Raw genomic sequence first — 26,252 nt, 5'->3', positions numbered from 1 at the left:
AACTTTGAAATAAGATTTATTCGTCTATTTTTTAGGGTATGTTGTTATGGTTACAAAAAATCTAAACATCACAATTATTAAAAAATTTATTCCTGCGAGAAACTCTAAATCACGAAAAGGTGATAATGGCGTAGTTCTTGTAATCGGCGGCAGTTACATCTATCATGGCGCTCCTATCTTATCTTCAATTGCTGCTCTTAGGTGTGGAACTGATTTGGTTTACACATCTGTTCCAAACATCAATGTAACTTCAACACGTGCTATCTCGCCAAATCTTATTGTCATTCCATTAGTTGATCAAAAATTAACTAGAGGCGCTGTAAACAAGCTTTTAGGATCTTTACCTAGAAATTTAGATTCTGCAACAATTGGAATGGGTCTTGCGATACAAGAAAAAAATGCCCTGTTACATCTTGTCAAATCTCTTTTAGATAGAGATGTACGTTTATCCTTGGATGCAAGTGCTCTGATCCCTGATATTTTGCCTTTACTTGCAAACAAAAATGTTGTAGTTACACCTCATGCTGGTGAATTTAAAAGACTGTTTGGAGAATCACCATCTAATTCAAAAAACGAACGAATCAAACTTGTAGAGAAAAAAGCTAAAGAACATGGAATTACAGTTTTACTAAAGGGCGCCACTGATGTCATCTCAAATGGTTTCACTACTTACCTATATGAGAAAAAAATTCCTGCAATGACTGTTGGGGGAACGGGTGATGTGCTTTCAGGATTAGTTGCAGGATTGTTATCTAAGAATAGAAATTCTTTGGAATCTGCTGCAGCAGCTACATTCATCAATGGATTGGCCGGAAAAGCAGTTCAAAAAAAAATAGGATTACACATGACTTCAATGGATCTGCTGGATGCAATTCCTTCTGCAATGAAACCGTTTGATAAAATTGTGTGACTAACATGAAAACACTTCAACATGTAGATTCTCACATGGAAAACATGATTTCAGATCTTCAAACTTTGATCCGACAGCCTAGTGTATCTGCAAAAAATGAAGGGATTGAAGAATGTGCAAAACTTGTTCAAAGGATATTAAAAAAATCTGGAATATCTTCTGAAATATTACGATTGAAAAAAAATGTTGCTCCAATTGTTTATGGCGAGGTAAAATCCATACAAAACCCAAAGAAAACTTTGATGTTTTACAATCATTATGATGTGCAACCAGCTGAACCATTTGATTTATGGGATGATCCTCCATTCAGTGGAACAAGAAAAGGAAACAAAATATTTGGAAGAGGTGCTACTGATGATAAGGGCGAATTAATTACCAGAATAAAAGCAGTTGAGGCTTATCTGAGAACAACAGGGGATGTTCCATGCAACATAAAATTTGTGATAGAGGGAGAAGAGGAAACTGGTAGCGCTCATATTGAAGAGTATTTAAAAAAATATCGAAAGAAATTTTCTAGTGATGGTGTTATTTGGGAATTTGGATACATTGATGCAAAAAATACACCCATAATTGGTCTGGGTATGAAGGGATTGTTGTTCGTTGAACTGTCTGTTTCTGAATCTATACGAGATGCTCATTCCAGCTTGGCGGTTTTGATAAAAAACCCTGCATGGAGATTGATTGAAGCAGTACAAACATTGCGTGATTCTAATGGAAACATCCTCATTAAAGATTGGTACAAAGATGTTTCAGCACTTTCAAAAAAGGATTTGAAGATTATAAATGACGAGCCGTTTGATGAAGACTTTTTCAAAAAAGAATTTGGAATACGATCTTTTTTGGGTGGTAAAAAAGGACTTGATGCAAAAAAAGCCTTAGTCGCAGGTGCCACTTGCAATATTGCTGGATTTGTCTCTGGATATACTGGCGATGGTGCCAAAACTGTTCTTCCTGGTAGTGCATTAGTCAAAATTGATTTTAGATTGGTACCTAAAATGGACCCGAAAAAACAAGTAATGAGATTAAAAAATCATCTAAAATCTAAAGGATTCTCTGATGTTAAAATCAAAATTTTTCATGGTGAAGCAGCTGCTAGGACTGATTCTTCAAATCCGTTTGTATCTCATGTAAAAGATGCAGCTGACAAAATATTTGGAAAATCTATCTTGAATGTTTCGAACGCTGGAACTGGTCCGATGCATCCTTTTGTAGAAATTTTAAACGTGCCTTGCATCTCCATTGGAAGTACATACATGTTTTCAAGAATTCATTCTCCAAATGAATTTGCTAGAATTGATTTGTTAAAGAAAACTACAAAATGCGTTTGTTTGATTATGCAAAACTTTGGAAAGACTTAATGAAGACACCTGGGTAATTTTTTGATTGCTTGTGCAATCGAAATTCTTCCTGGACCTATTATCATAATGACTAATACTGATGCTAGTAAAATTAAATCTAATTCAACCCCTCCTTGACCAGTAACACTTTTTGCACCTTTAACCATGAAAATTGCTCCTAACATAATGATGGAAATCAGTGATGCGGATAATCTACTTAACACTCCAACAATTATCAAAATACCTGGAACCAATTCAGCTAATGCTAATGGGATTTGCATTTCTATTGGAAACCCCATATTAGGTAAATTATTGGCAAATCCTGGATTAAATTTTGACATTCCATGAAGAATAAAGATCACACCTATGGCAGATCTTAAACCCATAAAGACAACATCATTTAGGATCTTCTCTCTAATTTCTGCTGTAGTCAATATTTCACTCTCAAATTTTCCGTATAATTGTTTTACCCATAATCTGCGCGCAAAATGTAGAAAGCCCTTTATTATGCGGCAAAATTATTTGGATTATGTCAATGTATATGCCCGGGGCAACTGCTGTTGGAATTACTTTTGATGGCGGTGTGGTTTTTGCCAGTGAGAAAAGAATAGCCTTTGGTAACTTTCTTGTAAGTAAATCTACAAAAAAGACATTTCCTATTACTAACAAAGTAGGTGCAGCATGTGCTGGTCTTGTAGCTGATATGCAAATTTTAGCATTACAAATCTCAGCTCTTGCTAAAATTAGAAAAATGGAGCTCAAAAGAGACGTTCCTCCTAACACTGTTGCAAAAATGATGTCAAATATGATGTATGAGCGAAGATACTTTCCATTACTGACTCAAGTAATTGTTGGTGGCGTTGTTGATAAACCAATTATGTACACTCTTGATCCATTAGGTTCAGTTCTTCCTGACGAATATGCTGCAGTTGGAACTGGGGCAGAAATGGCGTTAGGTGTGTTAGACCCACAATTCAAGCCAAACATGAGTAAGGATGAGGCAATAGATTTGGCAAAAAGGGCAATACGTTCAGCAGCTTTGAGAGATTCTGCAAGCGGTGATGGAATAGATGTACTTGTAATCACTAAAGACGGTACAGAAGAATTTACAGAGCAAATCAAATAATTCTGAATTTTTGATAAAATTGATACATGTTGTTTTTTGTTGATGCAATGCTTGGTAATATTGCTAGAAAATTAAGACTATTTGGATATGATACTGAATACTTTTCTGACATTGAGGATCATGAACTATTAGAAAAAGCTAAAAATGAGAATAGAACAATAATATCCAAAGATGGATGTCTAATCAGACGTGCAAAAAAGAAAGGTATCCAATTTATCGGCATCACTACAGAGGACGAAATTGAACAATTTAAAGAAATTTTAAAAAAAACAAATTTGGAAATTAATAAAATTTCAGGTGATTTAGCAAGATGTACTAAATGTAATTTTCAAACTTTTCAAATTAAAAAATCTGAAATTCAAAACAAAATCCCAAAACGAGTTTTAGACTATCATGATAAATTTTGGAAATGTGGTGGGTGTGATCAAATCTATTGGGAAGGAACACACATTGAAAAATTACAAGAATTTGTTCAGAAAATTAAATGTTTCATTTAATCGTAAATTATTTTTCCAGTTTCCCAAAACTTATCTGAAATATAATGGATGTTTTTAATTACTTCACCTTTTTTCATATTCTCCAACTCAGAACTAGACACCAGTGCTTTTCCAACCGCTAAAAATTTATGTTGAGATTCTTCTACAATGCAAATCAGTTGATCTTTTTCAAACTCTGTATATTTTTTAATTCCTGGTCTCATTACGTTTGCACCTTTACACATAAATTTTATAGCTCCCATATCTACCGTAACATTTGGAAATTTTTCTAACATTTTAGTTTCTGATAAAAATGGAATGTAGTCTTCATTGATCTTCAATATTTTAATCCCTTCGCCTGTGATTATTTGTGCGTCATCTAAAATTTGATGGACTTTGAGATTTTTTATTTTGGGAAACTCAATCCCCCATTTTTCTGAGACTGTTTTAAGTAATGTCGACGTCTCACTTTTTGAAATTAGATTTGATTTCAAGTTCTTGCAATCTCTTGTCTGATGTCTAACAAATCTCTTAAAATGGAGCTGGCAGTTTCCATGCCTCCTGCACCTCTGCCAATAATTGTTTGTGTGCCTGAGTGCTCTGATGTAAAAGCAATTGCATTTAGTGTTCCATTGACACAAAGCGGATCATCATTTGATATCTCTTTAGGACCTACAACAAGTTCTTTGTTGCAAGATGCGATGAGTTTGACAGAGCAGTTATTTTTTTCTGCTTTTTTAATATCCTCAGTTGTAACATTTCGTATACCTGTGCAATTGATGTCTGGTAATGTTACTTTCATTCCCATTATCCAGTTTGCAAGAATTACTAATTTGGCAGCAGCATCCAAACCATCCAAATCCAAAGATTCATCAGCTTCTACATACCCCTTATTTTTTGCATCTTTTAGTGCTTCCTCAAATGACATACCCGTGGCCATATTTGTTAAAATATAATTTGTTGTTCCGTTTAAGATTCCTGCAAAAGAAGTAATTCTTTCTCCTCTGAGGCTTTTTTTAGCGTAATCTAAAATTGGTGTTCCGCCTCCAACTGTTCCACTAAATTTGAACATTACTTGATTGTATGCTGCAAGTTCCAACAAAGATGGAAAAGCTAGTGCAAGCGGTCCTTTGTTGACTGAAATTACATGCATTCTTTTTTTCATAGCAGTAATAATGTGAGTCATTCCAGGCTCTGCGTCTTTATAATTACTAGCGGTAGTCTCAATTAGAACATCCGCCTCAATATTTTTTAACATTTCTATACCTGACATTGAATTTTTTTTATCAGAATAATTTTTCACTGTCCCAAATTTTTTCTTTACGTCCATTAGTTTGTTGAATTCTAATCCTGATGAATCAACTGCGCTTCCTTTACTGTCGAAAACTCCTACGACTCTTGGTTTTAATCCATATTTCGCATAAAGGTCTTCAGATCTTGATTCAAATAATTTCAGTAAACTTTGTCCCACAACACCGAATCCACATAAGATTATTCTCAAATCATTTCCTTCCTTTTTGTTGTATATTTGAAGTTCTCCTTATTACTGGAATCATTATCAATAGTTGTATACGATTCCAAATGTTTCATGTTATAATGAATTAGTATCATAGTGTGGATTGACTGATTGCTTTCATAAATATTCTTAGTCTATTTCTTGTTCTTTTTAATCAAATTTATGGCCAAAATGATGCGTATTGATAATCATTGTTTTTAGAATTTTGTTTGATTGATTTCTATGTTCTTTTGCTAATGTCTGCACCGCAATGGATGCAGAAATATGATCCATTTGATGTCCAATGATGTTCACATTTTAGATCTTTCATAATATTTCATAATATGTTATACTCATAATACGTTGTTTGTTCAAAAAATACATCTTCGTAGCGAATCCCTTATTGATTTAATCTTTTTCGTGTTTTAATGAAACTGAATTAATACAATATCTTTGGTTTGTAGGCTTTGGACCATCATCAAAAACATGACCTAGATGAGAACCACAATTTTTACAATTTACCTCCGTTCTAATCATTCCATAATCTGTATCTGAAACATACTCTATCTTCTCTTCTGACACTGGTTTCCAAAAACTAGGCCATCCTGAACCTGAATCAAACTTTGCATCTGAGGAAAAAAGATCTTCCCCACAACAAACACATCTGAAATATCCCTCAATCTTGGAATTATTATATTTTCCAGAAAATGGGGGCTCTGTGCCGTGATTGATACAAATTTCATACTGTTCCGGCGTTAATTTTTCTTTCCATTCTTCAGGATTTTCAGTAACTTTTTTTGTCATGAATTATCTTATTTTTTTCTATATTAGAATATTGTTCTATTATTTCATTTGTTTTCGTTTTTCTTCCGTTCTTTTTTCTGATTCAAATCTTTCTAAATCATATTCTTTCAAATCTACAAATTTCATGATTTTACTTAAGCTTGGATGTACTTTATTAATCTCATGAAACATTTGTTGTGCTACGCGTCTGTAATCTATATGACCTTGTGGAACTGTTCTTAGTTCGATTAAGTGACATGCTTCTCTAAGGTTGAATTTCATAAAATACGGATAATTATATGCAAAGTTTACCACATATTGTCCTTGTTCTGGATATTTTGTTCTGATTTTATCAAAGGTTTCTTTTGTTTTCTTCATACAGTCTCTAAAATCTTTTTCAATTCCAAGAATTTTGATCTCATTTGGAATACTGTAACCATGATCTGTTGTAAGTAACTGTCTCTCTAAAGTCAGTGTTCTGTGTCTGTGAAAATCCCTAAACATTCCAAAATTGTTACACAAATCAAAAGTATAGTAAACTGTTTCAAATGCTCGTGATGGCCTATGTCGCCTATTTTTTCTAAGTTTTGTGAATTCCTCAATAATTTTGATTTTATTTTGTTTAGAAATTTTCTTTACCTGCTGAGATATATTTTGATATGATGTACTTGGAGATTGCTCATAAATTATGCCTGTAATGATTTTATCTATTGCATTTTTCTCTGATTCATAATCTACAAGTTTCGTTCTTGTTCCTAATGTTGGATTTGATTTAATTTTTGTTTTAGCAATTGCTTTGGATTTGTTTTTGACGTCTTTGAGATATTTTTGGACTGCTTTTCCGTATTTGTCATCTGCTCGTCTAACAAATGATTTTATGGTCGTATCTAGTTCTTTTTTGATTTTTGATGCTAGATCTTGCTCTTCTTTTAATTCAGATGAGCCTAAAACTGTAAGAAGATATTCAAAAGCGCGTCCATTTCCTGTGATTCCAACATTGGTCAAAGTTGATGCCGGTAACAATCCTCTGAGAATATCTAATGCTTTAGCTTTGGTTGAACCTCTGTAAATCATATGTGCTGATCTTATATCTGATTCATTTTTCAACTTGGGAAATAATTTTTCTTTTCCATCTGCTGAGTCTTTGAAACTGTATTTTTCAATGGGGTATTTCTCTCTGATATATTTTATCATTGGTTCTATATTTTTTGAATAAACATCAAAAGAAAAATTACATGCTTCTTCATACATATCTGCAAATTTTGATTTTGTAATTTCAGGATCTCTATAAAATCTGTATTTTCCTTTTTCTTTTTTATTCCATGCTACATATCTTGATGATTTTTCTAAATATGATAATCCTATTCTTCTGTCTTCTATTTTTTTTACTGCGATATTTGTCAATCCTTCAATTGCAATCTGTGCTTCTCCCAATTCTGCAACAGAATCATCGCCGTATTCTAAAAGAACTCGATTGTAAAATTCCTCCCCTCTGTTTTTATTTTTTAAAAACTCATCAAGAAATATTCTTCTCATACTTTTGTCAGTTCTGCTGTATCTTGACATCAAAGCTCCACGATCTACTTGTCGCGGTGTTATTATTGCAAAGACATTTCCTTCTGTATTTGAAAAGTGATCTACTAAAATCTTTTTTTCACTGGTTGAAAATTCTGACAACACACATATCTGAAAAATCAATTATTAATAGTCTATTTCTTTTTTCCAATTTGAATCAGATCGGGACCTTTGTCTCTATTCTTGTCTTGGCCTTTTGCTTGCCATCTTAACAACACTTCTTTGAAAGATGCGGCATCATCTTCATTTTCGGTATACATCAATGTTGTTACCCAGAATCCTTTTTTTGCTGTTTTTCCACCAATTGAATTCATCCAAAAATCGTTTGGTAGATTTTCCAAAGCTTTATTGTTTGGATCTTTTGTGGTTTCAATCCATCTGTTTGCGACAAAATTCAAAATTTGTTCAAGTTCTTCTCTTTGAATCATGAGGTTGTTATTTTCTCTCTAAATTTTAAAATTGCTAAGATTTTGGTTCCGAAAGTTAGTGAATTTAATCTTACCAAAACCAAAAACATTCCTTACACTTTGTCGGTTATACAAATCTCTTGACAACCACACATGACCCACGACGATATCGAAATTATCGGTAAAAAAGTCAAAGACATGTACGGTACATTCATGGGTAAAGTCGTTGGAACAATAACTGACATTGACGGAAGTATTCAATCCGTTGGCATTGACTGCGGTTCTCAGGGATTACAGCAAATCCAATATGAGCAACTTGTAGTGCAAGGCGATGTTGTTATTTTTATTCCAAAATGGAGACTAGATTCTCAAAGACTCATTCGTGAAAAACAACTAACAATACGTCGTCTAAAGGCGTTGATTGATATTGTTTCTGAAAATGATGACATGAAAGTGGATGCAGAAATTATTCACGAAAAATACAAGTCAAAACTGGCATCATTAGATGAAACAGAACATGAAATCAAAGCTAAACTTGAGGCAAGATTGACAGAGTTAGACGAACAAATGAAGTCTGCAAAAATGTTATCCTTTGATGCAAAAGTACAATTCAAGAGTAATGAAATCTCTGATGCAACATTTGAGACAGTGAAAGCATGTACAACTGAAATAATTGAACATGTATCTCATGAAACAGCTGAAATCGCAAATGTAAAGAGTAGAATTACTGACCTTGAATTGGAAGTGCAAGAGATAACTTCCCCTTCAACACCAGACATCCAAGAATCTGCCGTTTCATATCTGGAGACATCTGAACCACAACAAGTAGTTCAGTCAATACTTCCAGAAGCACCAACTGAACCAATAGTAACACATTCAGAAAAATTTGCAAATCATTCAGAACCAATAGAGGCAGGCGTTCTACCAATACCAGAACCACCAACTGACTCTGAAACAACATTTGCATTTCCAGAACCACCCCAACAGGTGACACCAGAAACTCCAAAAGACGACAATGATAACGATTGGCTTGCTAGAATGGAAGCACAATAATTTTTTTAATTATTTTTTTAACATTTAGAAAGATCTAAGTTCATACACTTTTTATTGAATAAAACATATGATATTGGTCTTGGAAATCATGACACTGATTTAAGAAAAAAGGCTAGTTCTGATTTTGTGTCATTCTGGGATGACCAGGCAAAAAATCTCACATGGTTTGCTCCTTGGAGCAAGACTCTGGAATGGAATCCTCCTTTTGCAAAATGGTTTGTTGGAGGCACAATTAACGCTTCATATAATGCTCTGGACATTCATCAAAAAACTAAATCCGACAAACCTGCTATTTTGTGGGAGGGCGAAAATGATGAATCTAGAGTCGTCACTTATGGTGAAATGTTCACACAAGTTCAAAAGTTTTCAAATGTTCTAAAATCCCTTGGTGTAAAAAAAGGAGATCGTGTAACTATCTATCTTCCAATGGTTCCTGAATTACCTATTGCGATGTTTGCATGTGCTAGGATTGGTGCTGTACACACAGTAATTTTCTCAGGATTTAGTGCAGAATCAATCAAGGATAGAATTGTTGATTCACACTCAAAAGTAGTTATTACCGCAGATGGCGGATATAGACGAGGAAAAATTATCCCGCTAAAGAAAGTAGTTGATGAGGCAATCAAAGATTTTGATTTTGTCAAACACGTTGTGGTTCTAGAAAGGACAAAAAATAAAATCTCTATTACATCAAAAGACAAATTTTGGAGTGATTTGATGAATAATGCTCTGGAGTCATGTAATGCAGAAAAATTAGATAGTGCACACCCGCTTTACATTTTGTATACTTCTGGCACAACTGGAAAACCCAAAGGTGTACTACATGGAACAGGAGGATACCTCACACACTTGTATTCTACTTTCAAGTGGGCATTTGACATTAAAGATTCTGATGTCTTCTTTTGTACTGCTGATATTGGTTGGGTCACAGGTCACAGTTATGTTGTATATGCTCCATTTTTACATGGTGCAACTCAAATAATGTATGAAGGCGCACCTGATTTTCCTGATGCGACTAGAATGTGGGACATCTTACAAAAATACCATGCCACCATTTTCTACACCACTCCCACAGCTCTGAGAATGTTTATGAAATTTGGGGATGAAATTCCAAACTCTTTTGATCTTTCATCATTAAGATTACTAGGAACAGTAGGTGAACCAATAAATCCTGAAGTGTGGAGGTGGTATTTCAAAACTATAGGAAAAGAAAAATGTCCAATTATTGATACTTGGTGGCAAACTGAAACTGGTGGCATGCTCATCTCTCCTTTACCTGGTTTGGAGACAATTCCACTGAAACCGGGCTCTGGTACACTTCCAATTCCTGGCGTGGATATTGATGTAGTTGATGAAAATGGAAATAGTGTATCCACTAACACTAAAGGTTATCTTGTTATCAAAAATCCATGGCCTGGAATGCTATTAACACTATGGGGCGATGATGAAAAATACAAAACCGTGTATTGGTCAAAATATGAAAACTGTTACTATCCTGGCGATTATGCGTTAAAAGATGAGGATGGATATATGTGGTTACTAGGTCGTGCAGATGACGTTTTAAAAATTGCAGGACATAGAATTGGAACTGCAGAGCTTGAGAGCTGCATTGTATCTCATCATGATGTTGCCGAGTCTGCCGTATGTGGAATTCCTGATGATGTGAAGGGCGAGGTAATAGTCGCATTTGTTGTTTTAAAACAAGGCATTGTTGATTCAAAAATATTGGAAAAAGAAATCTCTGATAAAATAAGAAATGATATTGGAGCAATCGCTACACCAAAACAAATCTATTTTGTTTCAAAACTTCCAAAAACACGTAGTGGCAAAATAATGCGCAGATTACTAAAAGCAATTGCAAAGAATGAAAAAATTGGCGATGTGAGTACTTTGGAGGATGGTGCAGCAGTTACCGAGGTACAAAATGCATTTGACGAAATTCAAAATTCAATAAATAACAAGCCTAAATGATTTATTTTAATTCTGCAAGATTCACTTCTAATAACATTTCAAACATTTTTTTGAGTCCATCATACTCTGATTTTGAATTCTCATCTAATTGATCATACTCTTTCTCTTTAATTTCATCTAGTCTGTTTTTTGCATCTTTAAAAAATTCTTCATATTCTTTTATCTTTTCACTATTCATTTGAGTGAGATCAAAAATTACCGTATTACTGCCGAGCAGATTATTGTTTTCATCATATATGCTTGTTGCCTGAAGTAATCCTGGAAATGTACTTCCATCTTGTCTTTTGAAGGTAATTTTCCTATCTGTGACTTTTCCTGTCTCAAACCATGACTTCAGTGATTCATTCATTGCTTCCCATGAGTCTTTCACTACGTGTTCAAAGATTGACCTACCTAAAATCTCTGATTTTGCATATCCTAAATTTGCAGCATATGTTGAATTGCAATCCAAAATAATTCCTATTGAATTTATTCTTCTCCACATTACTGGCGCGTCTTTTAGAGTTTTTCTTGCTTCTGTCTGAGGCATTTTTTTAGATAAATAAAACTAGTAATTAAACTAAAAAATCTAGAAGCAAATTTTTTAATTTAGACACATGACAAATTATTGAAATGCATGTAGGAACAATAAGTGTAAAAAATAGTCCAACAGCATTTGCTATTACATTGTCAAAAACAATTCAAATCTTTATGAAATTGAACCTGAAACAAAGAAAAACAGATGTAAAGGTTGCTATCTTTTTTATTCCAGCTAAATTCTTATTATTATTAGAAAGAAAATGGGGTTGGAAGATAAAACAAAAACTGTGTCTCTCAGATTACTTTCTTCTTTAATTAAAGAATTAAAACAAGAAGCAGAATTTGAAAAAATCAACTTTAATGCTTTAGTTTCAAAGATTTTGAGTAATCACATTCTCTGGGAAAAATATGAAAGAAAAGTTGGATTGTTGCCCATGACAAAACCTTTTGTAAAATATGCCGTTGAAAAACTAACTGAAAAAGAAATTATTCATTTGGCAGAGGTAATAGAAAAAGATACTTTTTCAGATATACTCAATTTTATGAAGGGTGAATATACTGTTGAAGATTTTATAGAGATTCTTCGTACATGGCTTCACGTTGCTTGGATGCAACATGACATAGAAAAGAAAAATAATACTGTCATCTTTAAAATCCAACACGATTTGGGGGAAAATTGGTCATTGTACGTAAAAACTTTAGCTACTGAATTATTTTATGATATTTTGGGGAAGAAATTAGAAGTAAAATTAACTAAAACAACAATAACTCTTGTTTTTCCTGTTATGTAGATATTTAATTTTTTGTGGTAAGGATATTACAATGTGCTTTGTGGTGAATCATGTTTATAATATCATCATAATGATTCTCTTCTATCATAGAAAGTTTTGGATATCCAACTACTAACAAATTAACTTTATTTTCTTTGACATGATCAATAATCCAATGTGCTATTGAATCAGTAAGAGCAAATTTTGTATTTATTTTAAGCCCTTCTTTTTCTGCAATTCCTTTCCAATTGTTTAATTCCTGTTTAAGATTACGAATTTGTCCTTCTGTAATTTTTTTATCTGATTTTGTTTCAAAAAAATAAAACTTGGGAGGAATTTTATAAAGACATTCTATTATTGTTAAATTACTATTGAATTTTTTTGCTAAAACAAGTCCTGTATCAAAAGGTTTCTTTGTATGTGTGGGCGTGATTATGGCAACTGTGATGTTATTGAACAATTTTTCTTAATGCTTATCTGAAAAAATTCTATTTGAATTTACAGTATACATTGTACTACATTGTGTTGCTACCACTATATCTATTCCAAATATACAATGTCACTATGAATCAAAAAGAGGCGATAAAACAAGTATAACTGACAAACCGGATTCCTCATCACTTTATTTTTTCTGGTTTGTCATTTGCTTCTAAATTATGGCCCAAACCTGTATTGGACTATGTGAACGACTGAAAACAGTTCCTGTTAAAAATGGCATGCGTTATTCAGCAGGTCAAAAGCGATGTTCATTATGTGCTCATTACTTTTACATTGAAGAAAGTCGATGCCCTTGTTGCAAAACTCGATTGCGATCAAAGCCTAGAAGTAGACATAAAAATAAAAATTTTGAAAATAGGTGATTTCATGTATTCTTTTTTGAATTGTTCTCACTCCATATTCTCAAAAACCTTTAGTCTTCTTATGGATGATGATACTGATGAAAGACCTGAATGGGATTGGTTGAAAAAGAAATGAACAATAATTTTAGAAATTATTAAAAATTTCAAATCAAATAATCAATTAATATTGTAATTTGTGAAATCTTTTGGATTTTTGATTTAATTGTAGGCTACCTTGTTATTGTCCGTTGAGTTTTTTTAAATGAAATCTAACATTTTGTCAATGTGTTCATCAGAACCACTGGTTAGGGTTGAAAAAACACACTATTTTTTTCATAGTTTGACTTTTTAGTTCTAATTAACATAAGTTTAATTTTGTATCCGCAAAGTGACTAGTAAATTCGTCACTCATCATACTTTCTAAGAACTATTGATAATTAAAGATTTGAATAACTCTTCTGATGTTTTGTATTTTCGTCATTTGTCCCATTCTTCATACATTACTATGTCTTCAAAATATTCGATTACGGTAAAATCCTTTTTCAAAAATATGTGACCAATTTCTATCTGAAATGTATAGTTACCAAGAGTAGAAATTACTACAGGGTGGATTTCATTGGATATTGTAAATTGGAATAGTTTCGGTGTTGTATGGTCTGCAATAACACATCCTGAATGATATGTCTTCTTCCATATTGTGGCATTGTCTTTAAAATCAACTATCCGTGCATCCCATGAATCACACATATGATAGCCAATTTTCTCAATCGTTATGAATATCGGTTCATTAACTACCATACGGGAATGTAATCCCTTAATTTTGAATGTCGGTGCAATATTTTCCCAAACCCAGTTCTCATAGATTGATAAATGCGCCCATTCTGGAATTGAAAATGCACATCCATCGCCACGCCATTTAGCGAACTGTATTGAAGTTGATACTATTTGGTCTTCTGATAATGGTTTTGATACTGTGTCACGTGAATCGTTGTACTTTTCTTGTTCCCTTACAAACTCATTCATGGAATTATCGAAAGTCCATGCACATCGTTCTTCATCAGACATCGAACCAATATCTGTAGTTTGTATTGTTTGATTACGGTTTTTACTTTCTCTTATTTCAGACAGTATGGACTCTCTAATATCTCTCCATTCTTCATATTGTTTTTGATCCTGATAGTAATCATACTGATTAATGCCATATGCAATGCCAACTCCTGCAAATACAGTCACCATTCCAACGATTATCACAAGTCTAGTATTCATTGAAATCCTTGACCAACTTCATCACATGATGGCAATGATTTATCATTTTTATCATCAGTACAGGTTTTTGGTTGAGTCATTTGATCAATTAGTCGAATTGTGGGATTACTAGAAAGGTTAGGATCCCACACAAAAGTTTGATTAATCAGTTCTCCATTAACATTACAAAACCAATTAGTTTTCCAATCTATTTCAAGTGCATTACAAGAGTGTAGGGCAATGGTTGGGGTAAATATCCAAAACACAAGAAATCCTACAATCACAATAATAGGAATTTTGTATCTAGTCTTCATTTTCTTTTTCTCCAAACAACAAAACTTGGAATTATTATCGCTATGGCTACAGGAATAATTATGGTTCCAAGGTTGTATTGAGTTAAAATGTTGTAATCTTCCCTGTAATACTCTATTTGACCATTCTCATCTTCATGTGAATATTCACTAAATCCAGTGATTTGTTTTGTATCACAAATGCCTGTTGTTCCAGATATTCCATTATTATTATGCGTAAAAACTTGATAGGTTTCACCAATTTTGTAATTTACTGAGCAACTGCTCAATGTTAATTGCTCAATGGCATGCTCATCAGCATTTGAAATTCCTTTTTGTGGGAAGGTTATATCAAAATAAATTTTTTCATAATTACCATTTTCTATTATTTTTGTAACAGTTCCCTGAAATGCAGACTTTGATTCCATCAAGATTCTCAAATAATCAGGATATGAAACACATGAACAAGCATATGCATCATGAGGAATAAATGAGAATAATGAAAAAATACACAATGTAAATATTATCAAAACTCTAGTCTTCATTTTTTACTCACCCAAATATTTTCCAATTTTTTTCCATTCACACTCCAAGTTCAAAAAAACATGGGTCTCATTTGTGTATCGTAATATATTTTCCATTCTTTCTTTTGGAGAATCATTAGCACAACTTTCTAAAACTTCTTCAAGCGTAGTCTTGACATCTGTATTTTCTAATAATTTTATTCTTTGTTTAAAGATAAAATCAGCGCATTCATCTAACTTCTCTTGAGTTACACCATCTGGTAATCCTATGTCCTCAATACCATATTCTCCAACAAATTTTTTATCTAACAAATTTGAATATTTTGCCAAATGCTTCATTATGTCATATGTACAAATTTGTGGTATGTCATACCCTAGAAATGAATTGCCAAATTGGAGTCGATATTCTGTAGGGGCATATTTAGAATCACATTTGTCTTGTTCAGCATACCAAGTGCCATTTAGCAAGTCACACTGTACTTTGTTTTCAACTATTGGTATTCCTGTTTGAATGTCATATTTTCCAATTCTTTCACACTCGTCATTTTTAATATAGCCTCTACCGCCTATGCATAACGCTTCATCTAATTCATAGGCACCTGTTCCATCCAATGTTTTTTTGGATTCTTCAACTACACAGATACCATCTTGCAGTGTTGTTCCAGATCCGCAGATTTCATGAACAGTGGAATCTAACTCGGGTTCAGGTATTGATTTTGGCGGAGGATTGTCAACCATTCTCAAATAATCCAAGCAATTCCACAGAGTAGGTGGGCGTGGATAATGTGTAAAGCCAAGCAAAGATTCACACCTGTTTTGAACAGAAATAGCATAAACTGAGCTTATCAGTACAACAGATGCTAAAACAATTCCAATAATTATCAATACTCTACTTTTCATTTTCTTCTCCAAAAAAACAGCAAACCAACTCCAATGCCAATTCCAGACAAAACTACAGCAACTATAACATACACATCAAAGTCTGGATCAATACCAAGACCTCCAAGTTCAACTTTGTTTGATGCTAATTGGTATCTTTCATCATCAATGTATGGATCATGAATCGTTGAACTTTCACGAATCATAAACTCATCAAACTGCCCGCGGTATTCACCAGTGTTTGGAGCCCTTCCAGAAAAAAAGTAATACTCGTAAACATTTCTGTTCTGAATTGATTCATCTGCCCATTCTTGCAGGGTGTTTTCATTGATTGCCTTTTCAAGTTCAGAGCGTTTTTGTTCCATGAATTCAGTGCCTTTGTAGGAATAGTACTGACTCCATTTGTTTACTTCCTCTTGATTGTATCTCCCATTTACCAGCGAGTCAAGACATGGAGCATCAAGCCAGTCTTCATTGACAATACAACTTGCAAACGAATTTGGAACTGAAATTAGCAATACCGCAGAAATGATGGCAGTCAATAGAAAGATGTTCATTTATTTTTCACCATTGCAAATCTATGTGAAAGTATTTGCCACATTCCAACTCCCAACAAAATCCAACCGCCATACAAGATAACCATCGGAATGTTGCTATGAACAGGTATCAAACGACTGTCAATGAATACAGGTAGTAAGAAAGTAAAGATCATCAACAAACTAAATCCTGCAATAATCAGACATATAGAAAAAGGAGGTTTTTTCATTCTCTTAGTTGTAAAAAATAATATGCAACAAGTGCCACCTGCAATCAAAATTATTTCTAAAATTGCAATATCTACAAATCTAGCATCATAATCAATAGATGGCTTCAGATCAGGTAAACTAGGATCTGGATTTGCCAAGTATTCTAGACAATCCCAAACACCATTCATTCTTGGATTATGAAAAAAAGCAGGATCCATTTGACATACGTTCATTTGATATGAAATGTATGTAAAAGTGACAGAAAATATCATTGTAATTATTGCTAAAATTACTATCCAAAGTCTAGTTTTCATCTTCTAGTCCTCAGAAAATTCTCCAGTAGGAAAAGATTGAGGTACTATAGGGTAAGCAGGTCTAACAGTAAGGTTCACATTTTCTCCAATAATACTTCGGATAAATTCAACGTATTTTGGAGCCGATTCTTCATCAAATACTTCATGATGTATTCCAAACTCTAAAGCGTCTCGATGATAATCATATCCTCTATAATGGGATGGCAATAATTCCCACATATGTTCAGAACCATATTTTTCTTGAATATTAGATTGAAAATCTCGAAATAGTTGTCTTTTCTCCATTGCATACAAACGTAGTATTTCATCATATGCCGGAACTAATCCTTCATCTTTGAATGTAAACAGGATGTTAGTTTTCCAATCACAGTGTCTCTGAATTAGTGGATTTTCAGGATACCATACGCATAGTCTTTCTTGGGTTATATTTTCAGCAGGCATTCCAAGTCGAAGTTTGATTACTCCTCTTTTGATTAATTCTCCTGCTGTTTCACTTGTAATACAAATGGGTTGTAAATCTAGTTTCCATTCAAGCTGTAATGATTCATTACATTTGATTAAATTGATTGGCACTCCATCTTTGACTTGTTTTAGTGGAGATTCTATCATCCACGGAACAGGGTAAACTGTTTTATCAAGAGATATGCCAGTATGATTTTGCCTTACAATAAATTCTTGCTCTATGCTTCCGTCATCAATTTGCACTTTGATAAAATATGTTCCAGACTCTTTGATGATTATGGGATTATCTTCATTGTAGCCGATTTTGATTTGTGACGTAATCAAAGAAGGGTTTGTGATTGGATCACATAGAGCAAAAGTAGCTTCTCCCCATACAAGATTGCCGTCTTCGTCAGTTATCTCAGCATTATATGGAGTACAATTCCCGTATCCAGTTCTTTCCAAAACGAATCTAATCGAGTCTTCAACTGTATTTGCATATGAAAAATCAACAAATCGATAGTTTGGCTCACCTAGTTTGATATTGGCATCATCACACGGTAATGAGGTGCACTCGGCAAAAGATTGTGGCACGAGTATTGCAAAGCTTGCCAAAACCAAGAAAATTATGAAATATTTCATATATTATGAATGAAATTTTTTACATTGAAAAAGGCTTCTACACAAGTGATCTTGATAGAGTTTAGCTAAGTTTGTTAAACACACTTGAACTTAATTTCAAAAATCATTTTTTGTATGTTAAATTTATGATTTCTTAGTTTTATCTTTGAACTATAATTTAGATTAGGAAATATTGACTTTTAATTGGTGGCTATTTTAGGAATGATTCTAATCTTTACGTATTTTGGCAATATGGCTTGAATCATTCAGATTAACTTTACATCCTCTAGAAATTCCCTTGATCATAACAAAATAAGAGCCAGAAAGTATTGCTATGGCAAGCAATCTAATTGGAATCTCATATGTAGTTAGAAATGATAGTGACGTAGACCCTACAACCCCCAATGTGGAGATTATTGCAAATCCTATTTGTCCACAACTAGAACACACGCCTGCACTTACACCTATAACAGAGCCAACCACTCCAGTTCCAGTTTTCTTAGAATTTGCTTTTAGAACTCTCATTTGAAAAACAGCTAAATTAGTCACTAGTCCAACAAGCCCTGAAACTATGACTATCAGAATAAAACTGGGAATCCAATCTACAGGAAGATGAAATACAAAAAATGGCTCAAAGAACAAGAATTCTCTAGCATACAACATGAATACAAAAAGTGTGGAAAATAAAGAGATAGAAATAACCCATGATAAGATATTAGAATAAACTAGCTTGAGAGTTTGTTTATGCAGAATCATTGTTAACAATTACACTCCTCACCTAATTTAGAATTACAAATTTTACAATCTAGCAGGCACTTGTCTTTGGGACAATAACCACAAAATTGTTTTTTTGAATTCAATTATTTTAACCCCTTGTTAGTTCCAATCAAATCATAAGAACTTCCATCGTAAGAAATTTTGTAGACTTCTTGATATCCATCCGAAGAAAATCCCGAAACATAGAGTCCATTATTTTGTGAATCAGCAGTAATGCTTGTAACTGTAAGATCTACAGACATCAGATTTTCCCATGTATCTCCTAAATCATCTGATTGAACTATGCCAACGGTTTTAATTGATGCAAACAATTTTCCCGTATCATCAAAGGCTAATGCAAATACGCTTAATCCGCGATACATATCAAGATGAATCCAAGTCTTTCCACCATTATTGGATTTAAAAATACCATTTCCAGTACCTGCAAATATTAGTTCTGAATCTAAAGGTGAAATTGTCAGTGCGGAAATATATTCTGGGTACTCTAGTGTTTCCCAAGTTTTTCCAGCGTTAATAGTTTTGAATAATCCTCTTGCCCCACTGTCAAAACCAACGATTGTTTCTGGATTTTGTTTGCTTACTGCCATTGCATGAAAATCGACGGGAGGTTCTATCACATTAGATACATGTTGCCAAGTTACTCCCCTGTCATTACTTTTGATTAGTCCTGTGTTTCCCCCAGTTGAGGGATGACCACTTGCATAAAGAGGATATCCAGAAACCAAAGGCGCATTAAATGCCATGTAATCAGCTCTTACCTTGTCTACTTTGATAGGAGGAGCACCGCTAATACTTTGATAGAAATCGCCATGAGTGGCAATATACAAAATGGAATTATCCGCAGGATCTAATCCCAAACCATGAACGTGGAGCCAATCAACTATCTTGGAATCAAGTTTGGCAGAAGGAATCATCGAATGTTCCATGTTTGTTGATTGTTCTGCAATAAGTGATGAACCAATAAAAAATATTCCAATAACGGCAGATATTGAGACTAGAATACCAATTATGAAAGGTATTTTGTTTGATTTACTTGTTTTTTGCTTTTTCATCTTTTCATCACTTGTTTAATTATCAAATCTAAAAAATTGCAATTATACAATTATGATTTCTCCTTTCATTCCTTCATTTTCGTGATAACCACATGTGTATTCAAAAACACCTGATTCTTCAAATGTATAACTCCATGTTTGCATGTGACCTATGTCTCCACTTAGTATGGTAATTTCATTTCCCAAATCTGTTTTAAAAATACCTGAAACATTATGTGTTCCCATGTCATGGGTTTGCCAAGAGATTGTTGTATTGGATTCTATGTGTAATTGGTTTGGCATAAACATGTTCATTCCCATATGAATTGACTTTGAATTAAGATTATTTCCAAAACTTGACATGCTCATCATATTCATTAAGGAGTTTTGTTCGGATATGACATACCCTCCCAAAAACCCTACAAAAAGTAAACTTACACCAATACCTACTGTAAAAAAAAGTGATTTCATTGTATTTTTTCCTTCATATTACAACAACTTGGTTGTTGCAATCCCCTTGATACCCAATATATTGAAAATAGTAATGCTACAACTGAGATAATCTTCAACTCTAATCCCTGTAATGGAAAAACTGCAAGACCACCCACTGCTCCTAGAATTACTATAAGTGGTGTAGTACATGCAGGACATCCCGGCGTAAATACTGCAAAAGCACTTCCTGCAACAGTGGAACCTCCCGATTTTTTTAGGTTAATTCCTCTTACTCCTTTGATCTTATACACAAGTAATGAAATATTCACACCAGCTAATATCGCAACTACTGCTGATAGTGAAAGGGAAGTAGCAAGATACAATGGTATTGATTCGGCTATCACGTCAAAATGGGTTTGAAGCATTGACATGGACAAAAAGTAATGTACTAGACCAAATCCAGTGGAAGCTAAAAGTGCAATCATCGCATATTTGCGTTGCTTTAGAATCATTGCAATCATGTTTAGTTTATTCACGATGGAATTAGTATAATTTAGAAACTATTTAAGGTATAAAGTATATACCATGATACTAATGAAACGTCGCTCAAATGTTGCATTATTTTGTCCTCTACAAGGAACTATTGATATTATTGGAAAAAAATGGGCATTACTTGTAATTTATGAAATTGGGAATCACAGAACAATAAGATTCAATGAATTAAAAAATGAACTTTTGGGAATTACATCAAAATCATTAGTCAACACACTTGAAGGTCTGCAAGACAGTAAATTAATTTCAAAAGAATCCTTCAGAGAAACTCCCCCACGAGTAGAGTACAGTCTAACCAAAGATGGTAAAGGATTGTATGACATTATAATTCCACTTATTAGGTGGTCTGCATTAAGAAAAGGGGCTACCATCAAGGAATGTTCTTGTAAACATAAACCAAAGAATTTAGGTGTATAAGTAAAACTAGATTGAATTAGATTTCAAAATTATGGATTCAAAGTCTGCATAAACTGTTGATTGTTCATTATTTCATTCATCATCTGAGGGTGCATCATCATGTTATCCATCATTTGTTGACGTAATTCTGGTTCATCCATCATAACATCCATCATTGGATTCATCATGTTTCCCATCATGCCTTGCATGTGCCAAGGGTTGTTTAACATCATATCATGCATGTTCTGCATTATTTGAGGATCATTCATCATTTGACCCATCATGTTGTTCATCATTTGTGGATTGTTCACAGTCCAATTACTGTTCATCATAGTTCCCATATTCATCCTGTTCATCATTTGATTACTGTTCATCATATCATACATCATCTGTGGATGATTCATCATATCATACATCATCTGTTGTCTTAGTTCAGGATCATTCATTGCAGTTCCCATAGCACTCACATTATTCATATTTGACATCATTCCATGATTCATTCCCATCATAGAACCGCCCATCATGTTGTTTCCCATCATAGAACCGCCCATCATGTTGTTTCCCATCATAGAACCGCCCATCATGTTGTTTCCCATCATAGAACCGCCCATCATGTTGTTTCCCATCATAGAACCGCCCATCATGTTACCAGTCATCATTTTGCCATTCATTATGTTCATCATCATTCCATTGTTCATCATATCATACATCATCTGAGGATGATTCATCATCATATCCATCATCTGTTGTCTCATAGCAGGATCATTCATCATTCCCATCATCCCGTGATTCATTGTACTGCCCATCATCATATCCATCATAGTGTTGTTTCCTCGCATTACTTGCATCATTGGTTGATGTTGTACCATCATATCCATCATTTGTTGTCGTAGTTCTGGATTATCCATCATTGTGTTCATCATAGGACTCATCATCTGAGGATGATTCATCATGGTTGTTTTTATTTGATCAGTCATCATCTGCAAATGTTGAGGATCATTTTTCATTACATCATACCATAGTTTTCCAGTTTGTTGATTACTTAGCATGCTATTCATTACACGTTGCATTTGTTGTGGGTCTTTTGTCATCATGTTCATATCCCAACTACCCCAGCCCCTATCAGCCAATCTCAGATAGCTGTCAGGACTAACACATGCAGGCATTCCCATGTTTTTCATCATGAGAACCTTACCGTCAGTACATACGATTTGGTTTGGATTTGTTCCCATCATCATTTGTTGTCTAGGAGTCATAATGGTTTGTGCCATAACTTGCTCAGAAAGTAACGATAGTGAAATTGTAGCAATAGTGAAAATTAAGATTGCAGAAAATAATGCATTTTTCATATTTTTTGAGTGTTTTTATTAAATTTAAAGTAGACACCATTTTTCACATATGATTCTCACATATGGATGATGATTGCAAACAAGTTATGATCACGTAGATTTGGATTGTTTTAGATCATTTCTCGCGTCTTTAATAATTGAGAACGATGATTGCAAAAAGAGACTTGCAATTATTCCAGCTACTATAAGGTCAGGGTATGATGTCCCTGTCAAAAACACAAAACCTGCACCAACTATCACCAAAATATTACCAAGTGCATCATTGCGACTAAAGAGCCATACTGCACGAACGTTAGCATCACCTTTGCGATGTGGAAGCAATATGATAACTGCAATAACATTGATCAATAGTGCACCAATACCAAAAACTCCCATCAGCCCAGCTTCAGGGGTATGCAAGACTTGTGTACGATAAATGGTATAACCAAGAACGCCAATCCCCATTGCACCAAGAAATATTCCTTGTAATAGAGCTGAGCGAGCTCGTAGTTTAAGACCCCATCCTATTGCAAGCAAGCCTAAGAATGTGATAGAGCCATCACCAAGAGAATCAAGTGCATCTGCTTTGAGTGCTTGTGAATCTGCAAGGAATCCACCAATCATCTCGGCAATTCCATAACCTACATTGATCAAAACTACAATCCATAAAGCGCGTTTGTATGCAGGAGTGATATGAGCTAGATCTTTTGGTAAATCATCATCGTCAGGCATTCTATCTATCTCTCAAAACATAATTTCACTAATATCTAGAGCGATTTTTCCTTTCTTGGAATAGTTTACGTGATTTTCCAGCTCTTGGAGTAATACGTAAAATACAACGACAGCAAGGACACCTCACATCAGAACAATTTAGGTAAACACTACATTGAGGGCAACGTTTCTGGTTGTTTTTATATCTAGTATTTCCATTGAAGTTCTTAATTTTATATTTTATGCATACTCCTTTACACGTATTCATTTTTGATTACCTCCAACTCATTTAATCTCATATTCCTTGACTAACTTGCGTTTGAATTTGAAGAGTTTTGAGAAATTTTGTTTTGGTTAGCATAATTATAAAAATTATAGATATTCCAATCACTAACAAAAATTCTAATGGAAATTCAGGAGTAACATGAATTTGGATCTCAACGTACTCATCCGTACCTGCAATTTTTTCAATCCTCAGAGTAAGATTTCCTGCTTCTTTTTCAACAAATACAAAATTCTCAAAGGTTCCACCCGCAACTGCCACGCCTGATTTGCGATGTATCTCGGTGCCATTTTTTACCAGTACAAAATCAAAAGTGACATCTCTTAGGGGTTTACCAGTATCTTTTTCTGTAAACGTCATAATGAATTCAGATTCCCCTAATTCCAATACGTTTGGAAACCAAGTAAGATCTACTGCATATTTGCTGTTATAGGGGTTTGATTCAGAAATACTTTCTAATTTAATTGGAAACTTTGCAACATCCTGAGGTTTAACAACTACCAAAAAACTGACATCAGATAATGAGTTTCCTTCAATATCAAACATGTTTAGTGTAACGGTTCCAACGTGTTCAGGAGAAAATTTGAATTGAAATTCATCAGGTTTTTGAGCATTTACAGTTCCTGATATTTGGTCTTTGAAAATTACATTACCATTATGTAGCATTTCTAAATTGTATTGGATGTTTTTTTCAGATTTGTCAGTGAATAACTCATTAGATTTTAAAAAGAAAGTAGTGTTTTCGTCTGCGTAAATAATCTCAGGTTCCCAATACAAGTTTACTCGGTATCTTAGATCAGGAGTAACGGCTTCCAAAGGCAAGCCGTATTCCTTACTTTGACCTATCTCAAAAAACATCTCTGAGCTAGAAAGTTCCATTGCCTGTTCTCTGATCTGTTTTAATTCTTCTCTATTCAATACAATGTGAATGGTTCTTCCATCATCTGAATAGTCATCAATAGTAACTGAAGTATCCAAAAGGGGCACACCATTTACTCTTGCCTCATACTTTGTATGAAGAAATTCTGAAAGCCCTTCTGAAATCCTAACTTCCTGATGCACTACACTGAGTTGCTCAAAGTCTTGATTCCAGTCAAAAGGCATAGAAAATGTAATTTCCTCTGAACCGTATTCAAAATTCTCGATTGTATCAAAATAAGAAATAACAGTCACTTGATTGGTTTCTTGCTCAGAATCAAATACCTCGTAGGTATTATACTCTGCAAGACTAACTGCACCTACTAACTCAAGGCGTTTATCAAGAAAATTAAAATCAGAATCTGCAGTTAGAATCTCTATCTTATACTCGTAAAGACCACCAGAATTGAAAATATTTCCAGTCATGGTTACAGGTTCTGTAGCCGTCTTCATCCATGCTTCTATTGCGGGGGATTTATCACCTTTAATCTTAATTTCATCAGAATCATCATTAATTACTTTGATAATTAAATTTCCAAAATCATCATGAAATATTCTTCTAAAAATTTCCTCACCATCCTTTGACATCTCAAGTGCAAAGGTAACATGTTCTACTACTGCCTGATTTTTTGACTCACTTAGATTAATGGTGATGTATCTTTCAGGATCATCTTTGTCAAATATTGATGGAGAGATATCTATTGATAAGGTAACGTCACGTCCATCCAAACTTACTGGTGGATGAGTTTCCCCACCTAAGCCATGCCCATATACCAATGTTGAAAAGCCTAAACTTACAAGTAAGAAAATTATTGAAAATTCAACAACTCTCATTTAGATTACCTCAAATGAATCCATGATGAATTTTAAATCATTTTTTAAATCAGAGTCCATTGATTGTGGAGAATCCCCAGAATACTGTAGCATGTATAGCCTATTCTCTTTTAGAAACAATAGTTGCTCCCCATAAGAAATGTTTCCTGAGGATTCAACTGCAAACAATGCCCAATCATTATTGGGAGAAACTTGCTCAAACAAAACTATGTTATTTTCTTGAGATTCCATTTCAGATATTTGTTGATCAACGAATTCATGTAATGAAAACTCATCATTTTTGATATCAAAAACAGTTAACATGAATTCTTTATTGTGATTTGTTTCAACATAAACTCCATCTATGAATCCCTTTGTTTGTAATGAAATCGATTCATTCGAGTTTAGTTCATCAGTTACAGGATGAATATCCCAATCATTGTTTGGTTTTGATATTTGAAATCCAAGATGAGAATCCTGATAGATATCAGTTGAGAATAAGGATGTTTGTTGGGGATTGAATAGGCGTATCTCACCAAATCCCGAAACCGCAATTTCGGTGCCTAAAACGGCATTATTTGAATAATTTGAAGAATCTAAAAACAATACACCAAGATATGATACTCCAGAGATTATGGAAATAATTAGTGCCAATCTAACTATGTGTCGTTCTTTTTTTAATTCCATGAT

General features: G+C 33.9%; 31 protein-coding genes. 8 read left to right on the top strand and 23 right to left on the bottom strand.

Translation table 11 applies throughout. The features are described from left to right. Nucleotides 1-46 precede the first annotated feature (46 nt). The gene (locus K5783_RS04745) at nt 47-910 is read left to right on the top strand and encodes an NAD(P)H-hydrate dehydratase (RefSeq protein ID WP_297472455.1); all 864 of its coding nucleotides are present in this window, start codon (nt 47-49) and stop codon (nt 908-910) included. Nucleotides 911-915: 5 nt separating this feature from the next. Beyond that, nucleotides 916-2,268, top strand: a complete 1,353-nt coding sequence (locus K5783_RS04740; RefSeq protein WP_297472453.1) for a M20/M25/M40 family metallo-hydrolase — start codon at nt 916-918, stop codon at nt 2,266-2,268. Here the strand turns inward: K5783_RS04740 and K5783_RS04735 are convergent. Beyond that, nucleotides 2,265-2,681: a DoxX family protein gene (locus K5783_RS04735; protein ID WP_297472451.1), complete on the bottom strand. Its 417-nt coding sequence runs from the start codon at nt 2,679-2,681 to the stop codon at nt 2,265-2,267. The two genes, K5783_RS04740 and K5783_RS04735, sit on opposite strands and share 4 nt — an antisense overlap. 95 nt (nt 2,682-2,776) lie before the next feature. Between K5783_RS04735 and K5783_RS04730 the strand changes: the two genes are divergently transcribed. Further along, complete coding sequence (locus tag K5783_RS04730; protein WP_297472449.1) at nt 2,777-3,373, top strand: proteasome subunit beta; 597 nt, start codon at nt 2,777-2,779, stop codon at nt 3,371-3,373. 26 nt (nt 3,374-3,399) lie between these two features. Beyond that, complete coding sequence (locus K5783_RS04725; protein ID WP_297472448.1) at nt 3,400-3,870, top strand: Mut7-C RNAse domain-containing protein; 471 nt, start codon at nt 3,400-3,402, stop codon at nt 3,868-3,870. Here the strand turns inward: K5783_RS04725 and K5783_RS04720 are convergent. The 5 genes from K5783_RS04720 to K5783_RS04700 form a co-directional block, all read right to left on the bottom strand. Beyond that, nucleotides 3,867-4,343: a PUA domain-containing protein gene (locus tag K5783_RS04720; RefSeq protein WP_297472446.1), complete on the bottom strand. Its 477-nt coding sequence runs from the start codon at nt 4,341-4,343 to the stop codon at nt 3,867-3,869. The genes K5783_RS04725 and K5783_RS04720 overlap by 4 nt on opposite strands. Next, complete coding sequence (locus K5783_RS04715) at nt 4,340-5,350, bottom strand: homoserine dehydrogenase (RefSeq protein WP_297472444.1); 1,011 nt, start codon at nt 5,348-5,350, stop codon at nt 4,340-4,342. Before K5783_RS04715 ends, K5783_RS04720 begins: the two co-directional genes overlap by 4 nt. Nucleotides 5,351-5,752: 402 nt before the next feature. Further along, complete coding sequence (gene msrB, locus K5783_RS04710; protein ID WP_297472442.1) at nt 5,753-6,148, bottom strand: peptide-methionine (R)-S-oxide reductase MsrB; 396 nt, start codon at nt 6,146-6,148, stop codon at nt 5,753-5,755. A gap of 39 nt (nt 6,149-6,187) precedes the next feature. Beyond that, nucleotides 6,188-7,804 (bottom strand): FAD-dependent thymidylate synthase, encoded by a 1,617-nt coding sequence (locus K5783_RS04705; protein ID WP_297472440.1) that lies wholly within the window; start codon nt 7,802-7,804, stop codon nt 6,188-6,190. 32 nt (nt 7,805-7,836) lie between these two features. Then, nucleotides 7,837-8,130 carry a hypothetical protein gene (locus K5783_RS04700; protein WP_297472438.1) on the bottom strand — a complete coding sequence of 98 codons (294 nt, stop codon included), beginning with the start codon at nt 8,128-8,130 and terminating at the stop codon, nt 7,837-7,839. Nucleotides 8,131-8,262: 132 nt separating this feature from the next. Here K5783_RS04700 and K5783_RS04695 point away from each other — a divergent pair, with 132 nt between their 5' ends. Then, on the top strand, nt 8,263-9,162 hold the full coding sequence (locus K5783_RS04695) for a CdvA-like protein (protein ID WP_297472436.1): 900 nt from the start codon (nt 8,263-8,265) through the stop codon (nt 9,160-9,162). 54 nt (nt 9,163-9,216) lie between these two features. Beyond that, nucleotides 9,217-11,133, top strand: a complete 1,917-nt coding sequence (gene acs / locus K5783_RS04690) for an acetate--CoA ligase (RefSeq protein WP_297472434.1) — start codon at nt 9,217-9,219, stop codon at nt 11,131-11,133. A gap of 1 nt (nt 11,134) precedes the next feature. On the opposite strand, the gene K5783_RS04685 is transcribed toward acs, so the two are convergent. Beyond that, nucleotides 11,135-11,662 (bottom strand): PAS domain-containing protein, encoded by a 528-nt coding sequence (locus K5783_RS04685; protein WP_109876012.1) that lies wholly within the window; start codon nt 11,660-11,662, stop codon nt 11,135-11,137. Nucleotides 11,663-11,912: 250 nt separating this feature from the next. On the opposite strand from K5783_RS04685, the gene K5783_RS04680 reads away from it, so the two are divergent. After that, nucleotides 11,913-12,443: a hypothetical protein gene (locus K5783_RS04680; RefSeq protein WP_297472431.1), complete on the top strand. Its 531-nt coding sequence runs from the start codon at nt 11,913-11,915 to the stop codon at nt 12,441-12,443. Nucleotides 12,444-12,447: 4 nt separating this feature from the next. Here the strand turns inward: K5783_RS04680 and K5783_RS04675 are convergent, their stop codons facing one another. The 12 genes from K5783_RS04675 to K5783_RS04620 all read right to left on the bottom strand — a co-directional run bounded on the left by K5783_RS04675 (nt 12,448) and on the right by K5783_RS04620 (nt 21,097). Next, nucleotides 12,448-12,882 (bottom strand): universal stress protein, encoded by a 435-nt coding sequence (locus K5783_RS04675; RefSeq protein WP_297472430.1) that lies wholly within the window; start codon nt 12,880-12,882, stop codon nt 12,448-12,450. An 856-nt stretch (nt 12,883-13,738) separates the two neighbouring features. After that, nucleotides 13,739-14,527, bottom strand: coding sequence for a hypothetical protein (locus K5783_RS04670; RefSeq protein WP_297472429.1), 789 nt, complete (start codon nt 14,525-14,527; stop codon nt 13,739-13,741). Next, complete coding sequence (locus K5783_RS04665; RefSeq protein WP_297472427.1) at nt 14,524-14,820, bottom strand: hypothetical protein; 297 nt, start codon at nt 14,818-14,820, stop codon at nt 14,524-14,526. Before K5783_RS04665 ends, K5783_RS04670 begins: the two co-directional genes overlap by 4 nt. Further along, entirely contained in the window at nt 14,817-15,341 is a 525-nt protein-coding gene (locus tag K5783_RS04660; protein WP_297472425.1) for a hypothetical protein, read from the bottom strand. The genes K5783_RS04665 and K5783_RS04660 overlap by 4 nt, the downstream gene beginning before the upstream one ends. A gap of 3 nt (nt 15,342-15,344) precedes the next feature. Continuing rightward, nucleotides 15,345-16,220 (bottom strand): hypothetical protein, encoded by an 876-nt coding sequence (locus K5783_RS04655; protein ID WP_297472423.1) that lies wholly within the window; start codon nt 16,218-16,220, stop codon nt 15,345-15,347. Further along, the gene (locus K5783_RS04650) at nt 16,217-16,756 is read right to left on the bottom strand and encodes a hypothetical protein (RefSeq protein ID WP_297472421.1); all 540 of its coding nucleotides are present in this window, start codon (nt 16,754-16,756) and stop codon (nt 16,217-16,219) included. Before K5783_RS04650 ends, K5783_RS04655 begins: the two co-directional genes overlap by 4 nt. Beyond that, nucleotides 16,753-17,259, bottom strand: coding sequence for a hypothetical protein (locus K5783_RS04645; RefSeq protein ID WP_297472419.1), 507 nt, complete (start codon nt 17,257-17,259; stop codon nt 16,753-16,755). Before K5783_RS04645 ends, K5783_RS04650 begins: the two co-directional genes overlap by 4 nt. Nucleotides 17,260-17,262: 3 nt before the next feature. Next, the gene (locus tag K5783_RS04640; RefSeq protein ID WP_297472417.1) at nt 17,263-18,342 is read right to left on the bottom strand and encodes a hypothetical protein; all 1,080 of its coding nucleotides are present in this window, start codon (nt 18,340-18,342) and stop codon (nt 17,263-17,265) included. A gap of 207 nt (nt 18,343-18,549) precedes the next feature. Further along, nucleotides 18,550-19,077: a hypothetical protein gene (locus K5783_RS04635; protein WP_297472416.1), complete on the bottom strand. Its 528-nt coding sequence runs from the start codon at nt 19,075-19,077 to the stop codon at nt 18,550-18,552. Between the two features lie 104 nt (nt 19,078-19,181). Then, the gene (locus K5783_RS04630) at nt 19,182-20,150 is read right to left on the bottom strand and encodes a hypothetical protein (RefSeq protein WP_297472415.1); all 969 of its coding nucleotides are present in this window, start codon (nt 20,148-20,150) and stop codon (nt 19,182-19,184) included. Nucleotides 20,151-20,192: 42 nt separating this feature from the next. Further along, entirely contained in the window at nt 20,193-20,600 is a 408-nt protein-coding gene (locus K5783_RS04625; protein ID WP_297472413.1) for a plastocyanin/azurin family copper-binding protein, read from the bottom strand. Beyond that, entirely contained in the window at nt 20,597-21,097 is a 501-nt protein-coding gene (locus K5783_RS04620) for a hypothetical protein (RefSeq protein WP_297472412.1), read from the bottom strand. The genes K5783_RS04625 and K5783_RS04620 overlap by 4 nt, the downstream gene beginning before the upstream one ends. 58 nt (nt 21,098-21,155) lie before the next feature. On the opposite strand from K5783_RS04620, the gene K5783_RS04615 reads away from it, so the two are divergent. Continuing rightward, nucleotides 21,156-21,530 carry a helix-turn-helix domain-containing protein gene (locus K5783_RS04615; RefSeq protein WP_297472410.1) on the top strand — a complete coding sequence of 125 codons (375 nt, stop codon included), beginning with the start codon at nt 21,156-21,158 and terminating at the stop codon, nt 21,528-21,530. 29 nt (nt 21,531-21,559) lie between these two features. On the opposite strand, the gene K5783_RS04610 is transcribed toward K5783_RS04615, so the two are convergent. The 4 genes from K5783_RS04610 to K5783_RS04595 form a co-directional block, all read right to left on the bottom strand. After that, the gene (locus K5783_RS04610; protein ID WP_297472409.1) at nt 21,560-22,858 is read right to left on the bottom strand and encodes a hypothetical protein; all 1,299 of its coding nucleotides are present in this window, start codon (nt 22,856-22,858) and stop codon (nt 21,560-21,562) included. Between the two features lie 90 nt (nt 22,859-22,948). Beyond that, complete coding sequence (locus K5783_RS04605) at nt 22,949-23,569, bottom strand: cation transporter (protein WP_297472408.1); 621 nt, start codon at nt 23,567-23,569, stop codon at nt 22,949-22,951. A 274-nt stretch (nt 23,570-23,843) separates the two neighbouring features. After that, entirely contained in the window at nt 23,844-25,583 is a 1,740-nt protein-coding gene (locus K5783_RS04600; protein WP_297472406.1) for a peptidase, read from the bottom strand. Next, nucleotides 25,584-26,249, bottom strand: coding sequence for a hypothetical protein (locus K5783_RS04595; protein WP_297472404.1), 666 nt, complete (start codon nt 26,247-26,249; stop codon nt 25,584-25,586). Between the last annotated feature and the right edge of the window lie 3 nt (nt 26,250-26,252).

The sequence above is a fragment of the Nitrosopumilus sp. genome, assembly GCF_025699125.1.
GTDB lineage: Archaea > Thermoproteota > Nitrososphaeria > Nitrososphaerales > Nitrosopumilaceae > Nitrosopumilus.
The sequence above is the reverse complement of the archived record's forward strand: the minus strand, read 5'-3'. Positions and strand labels throughout refer to the sequence as shown.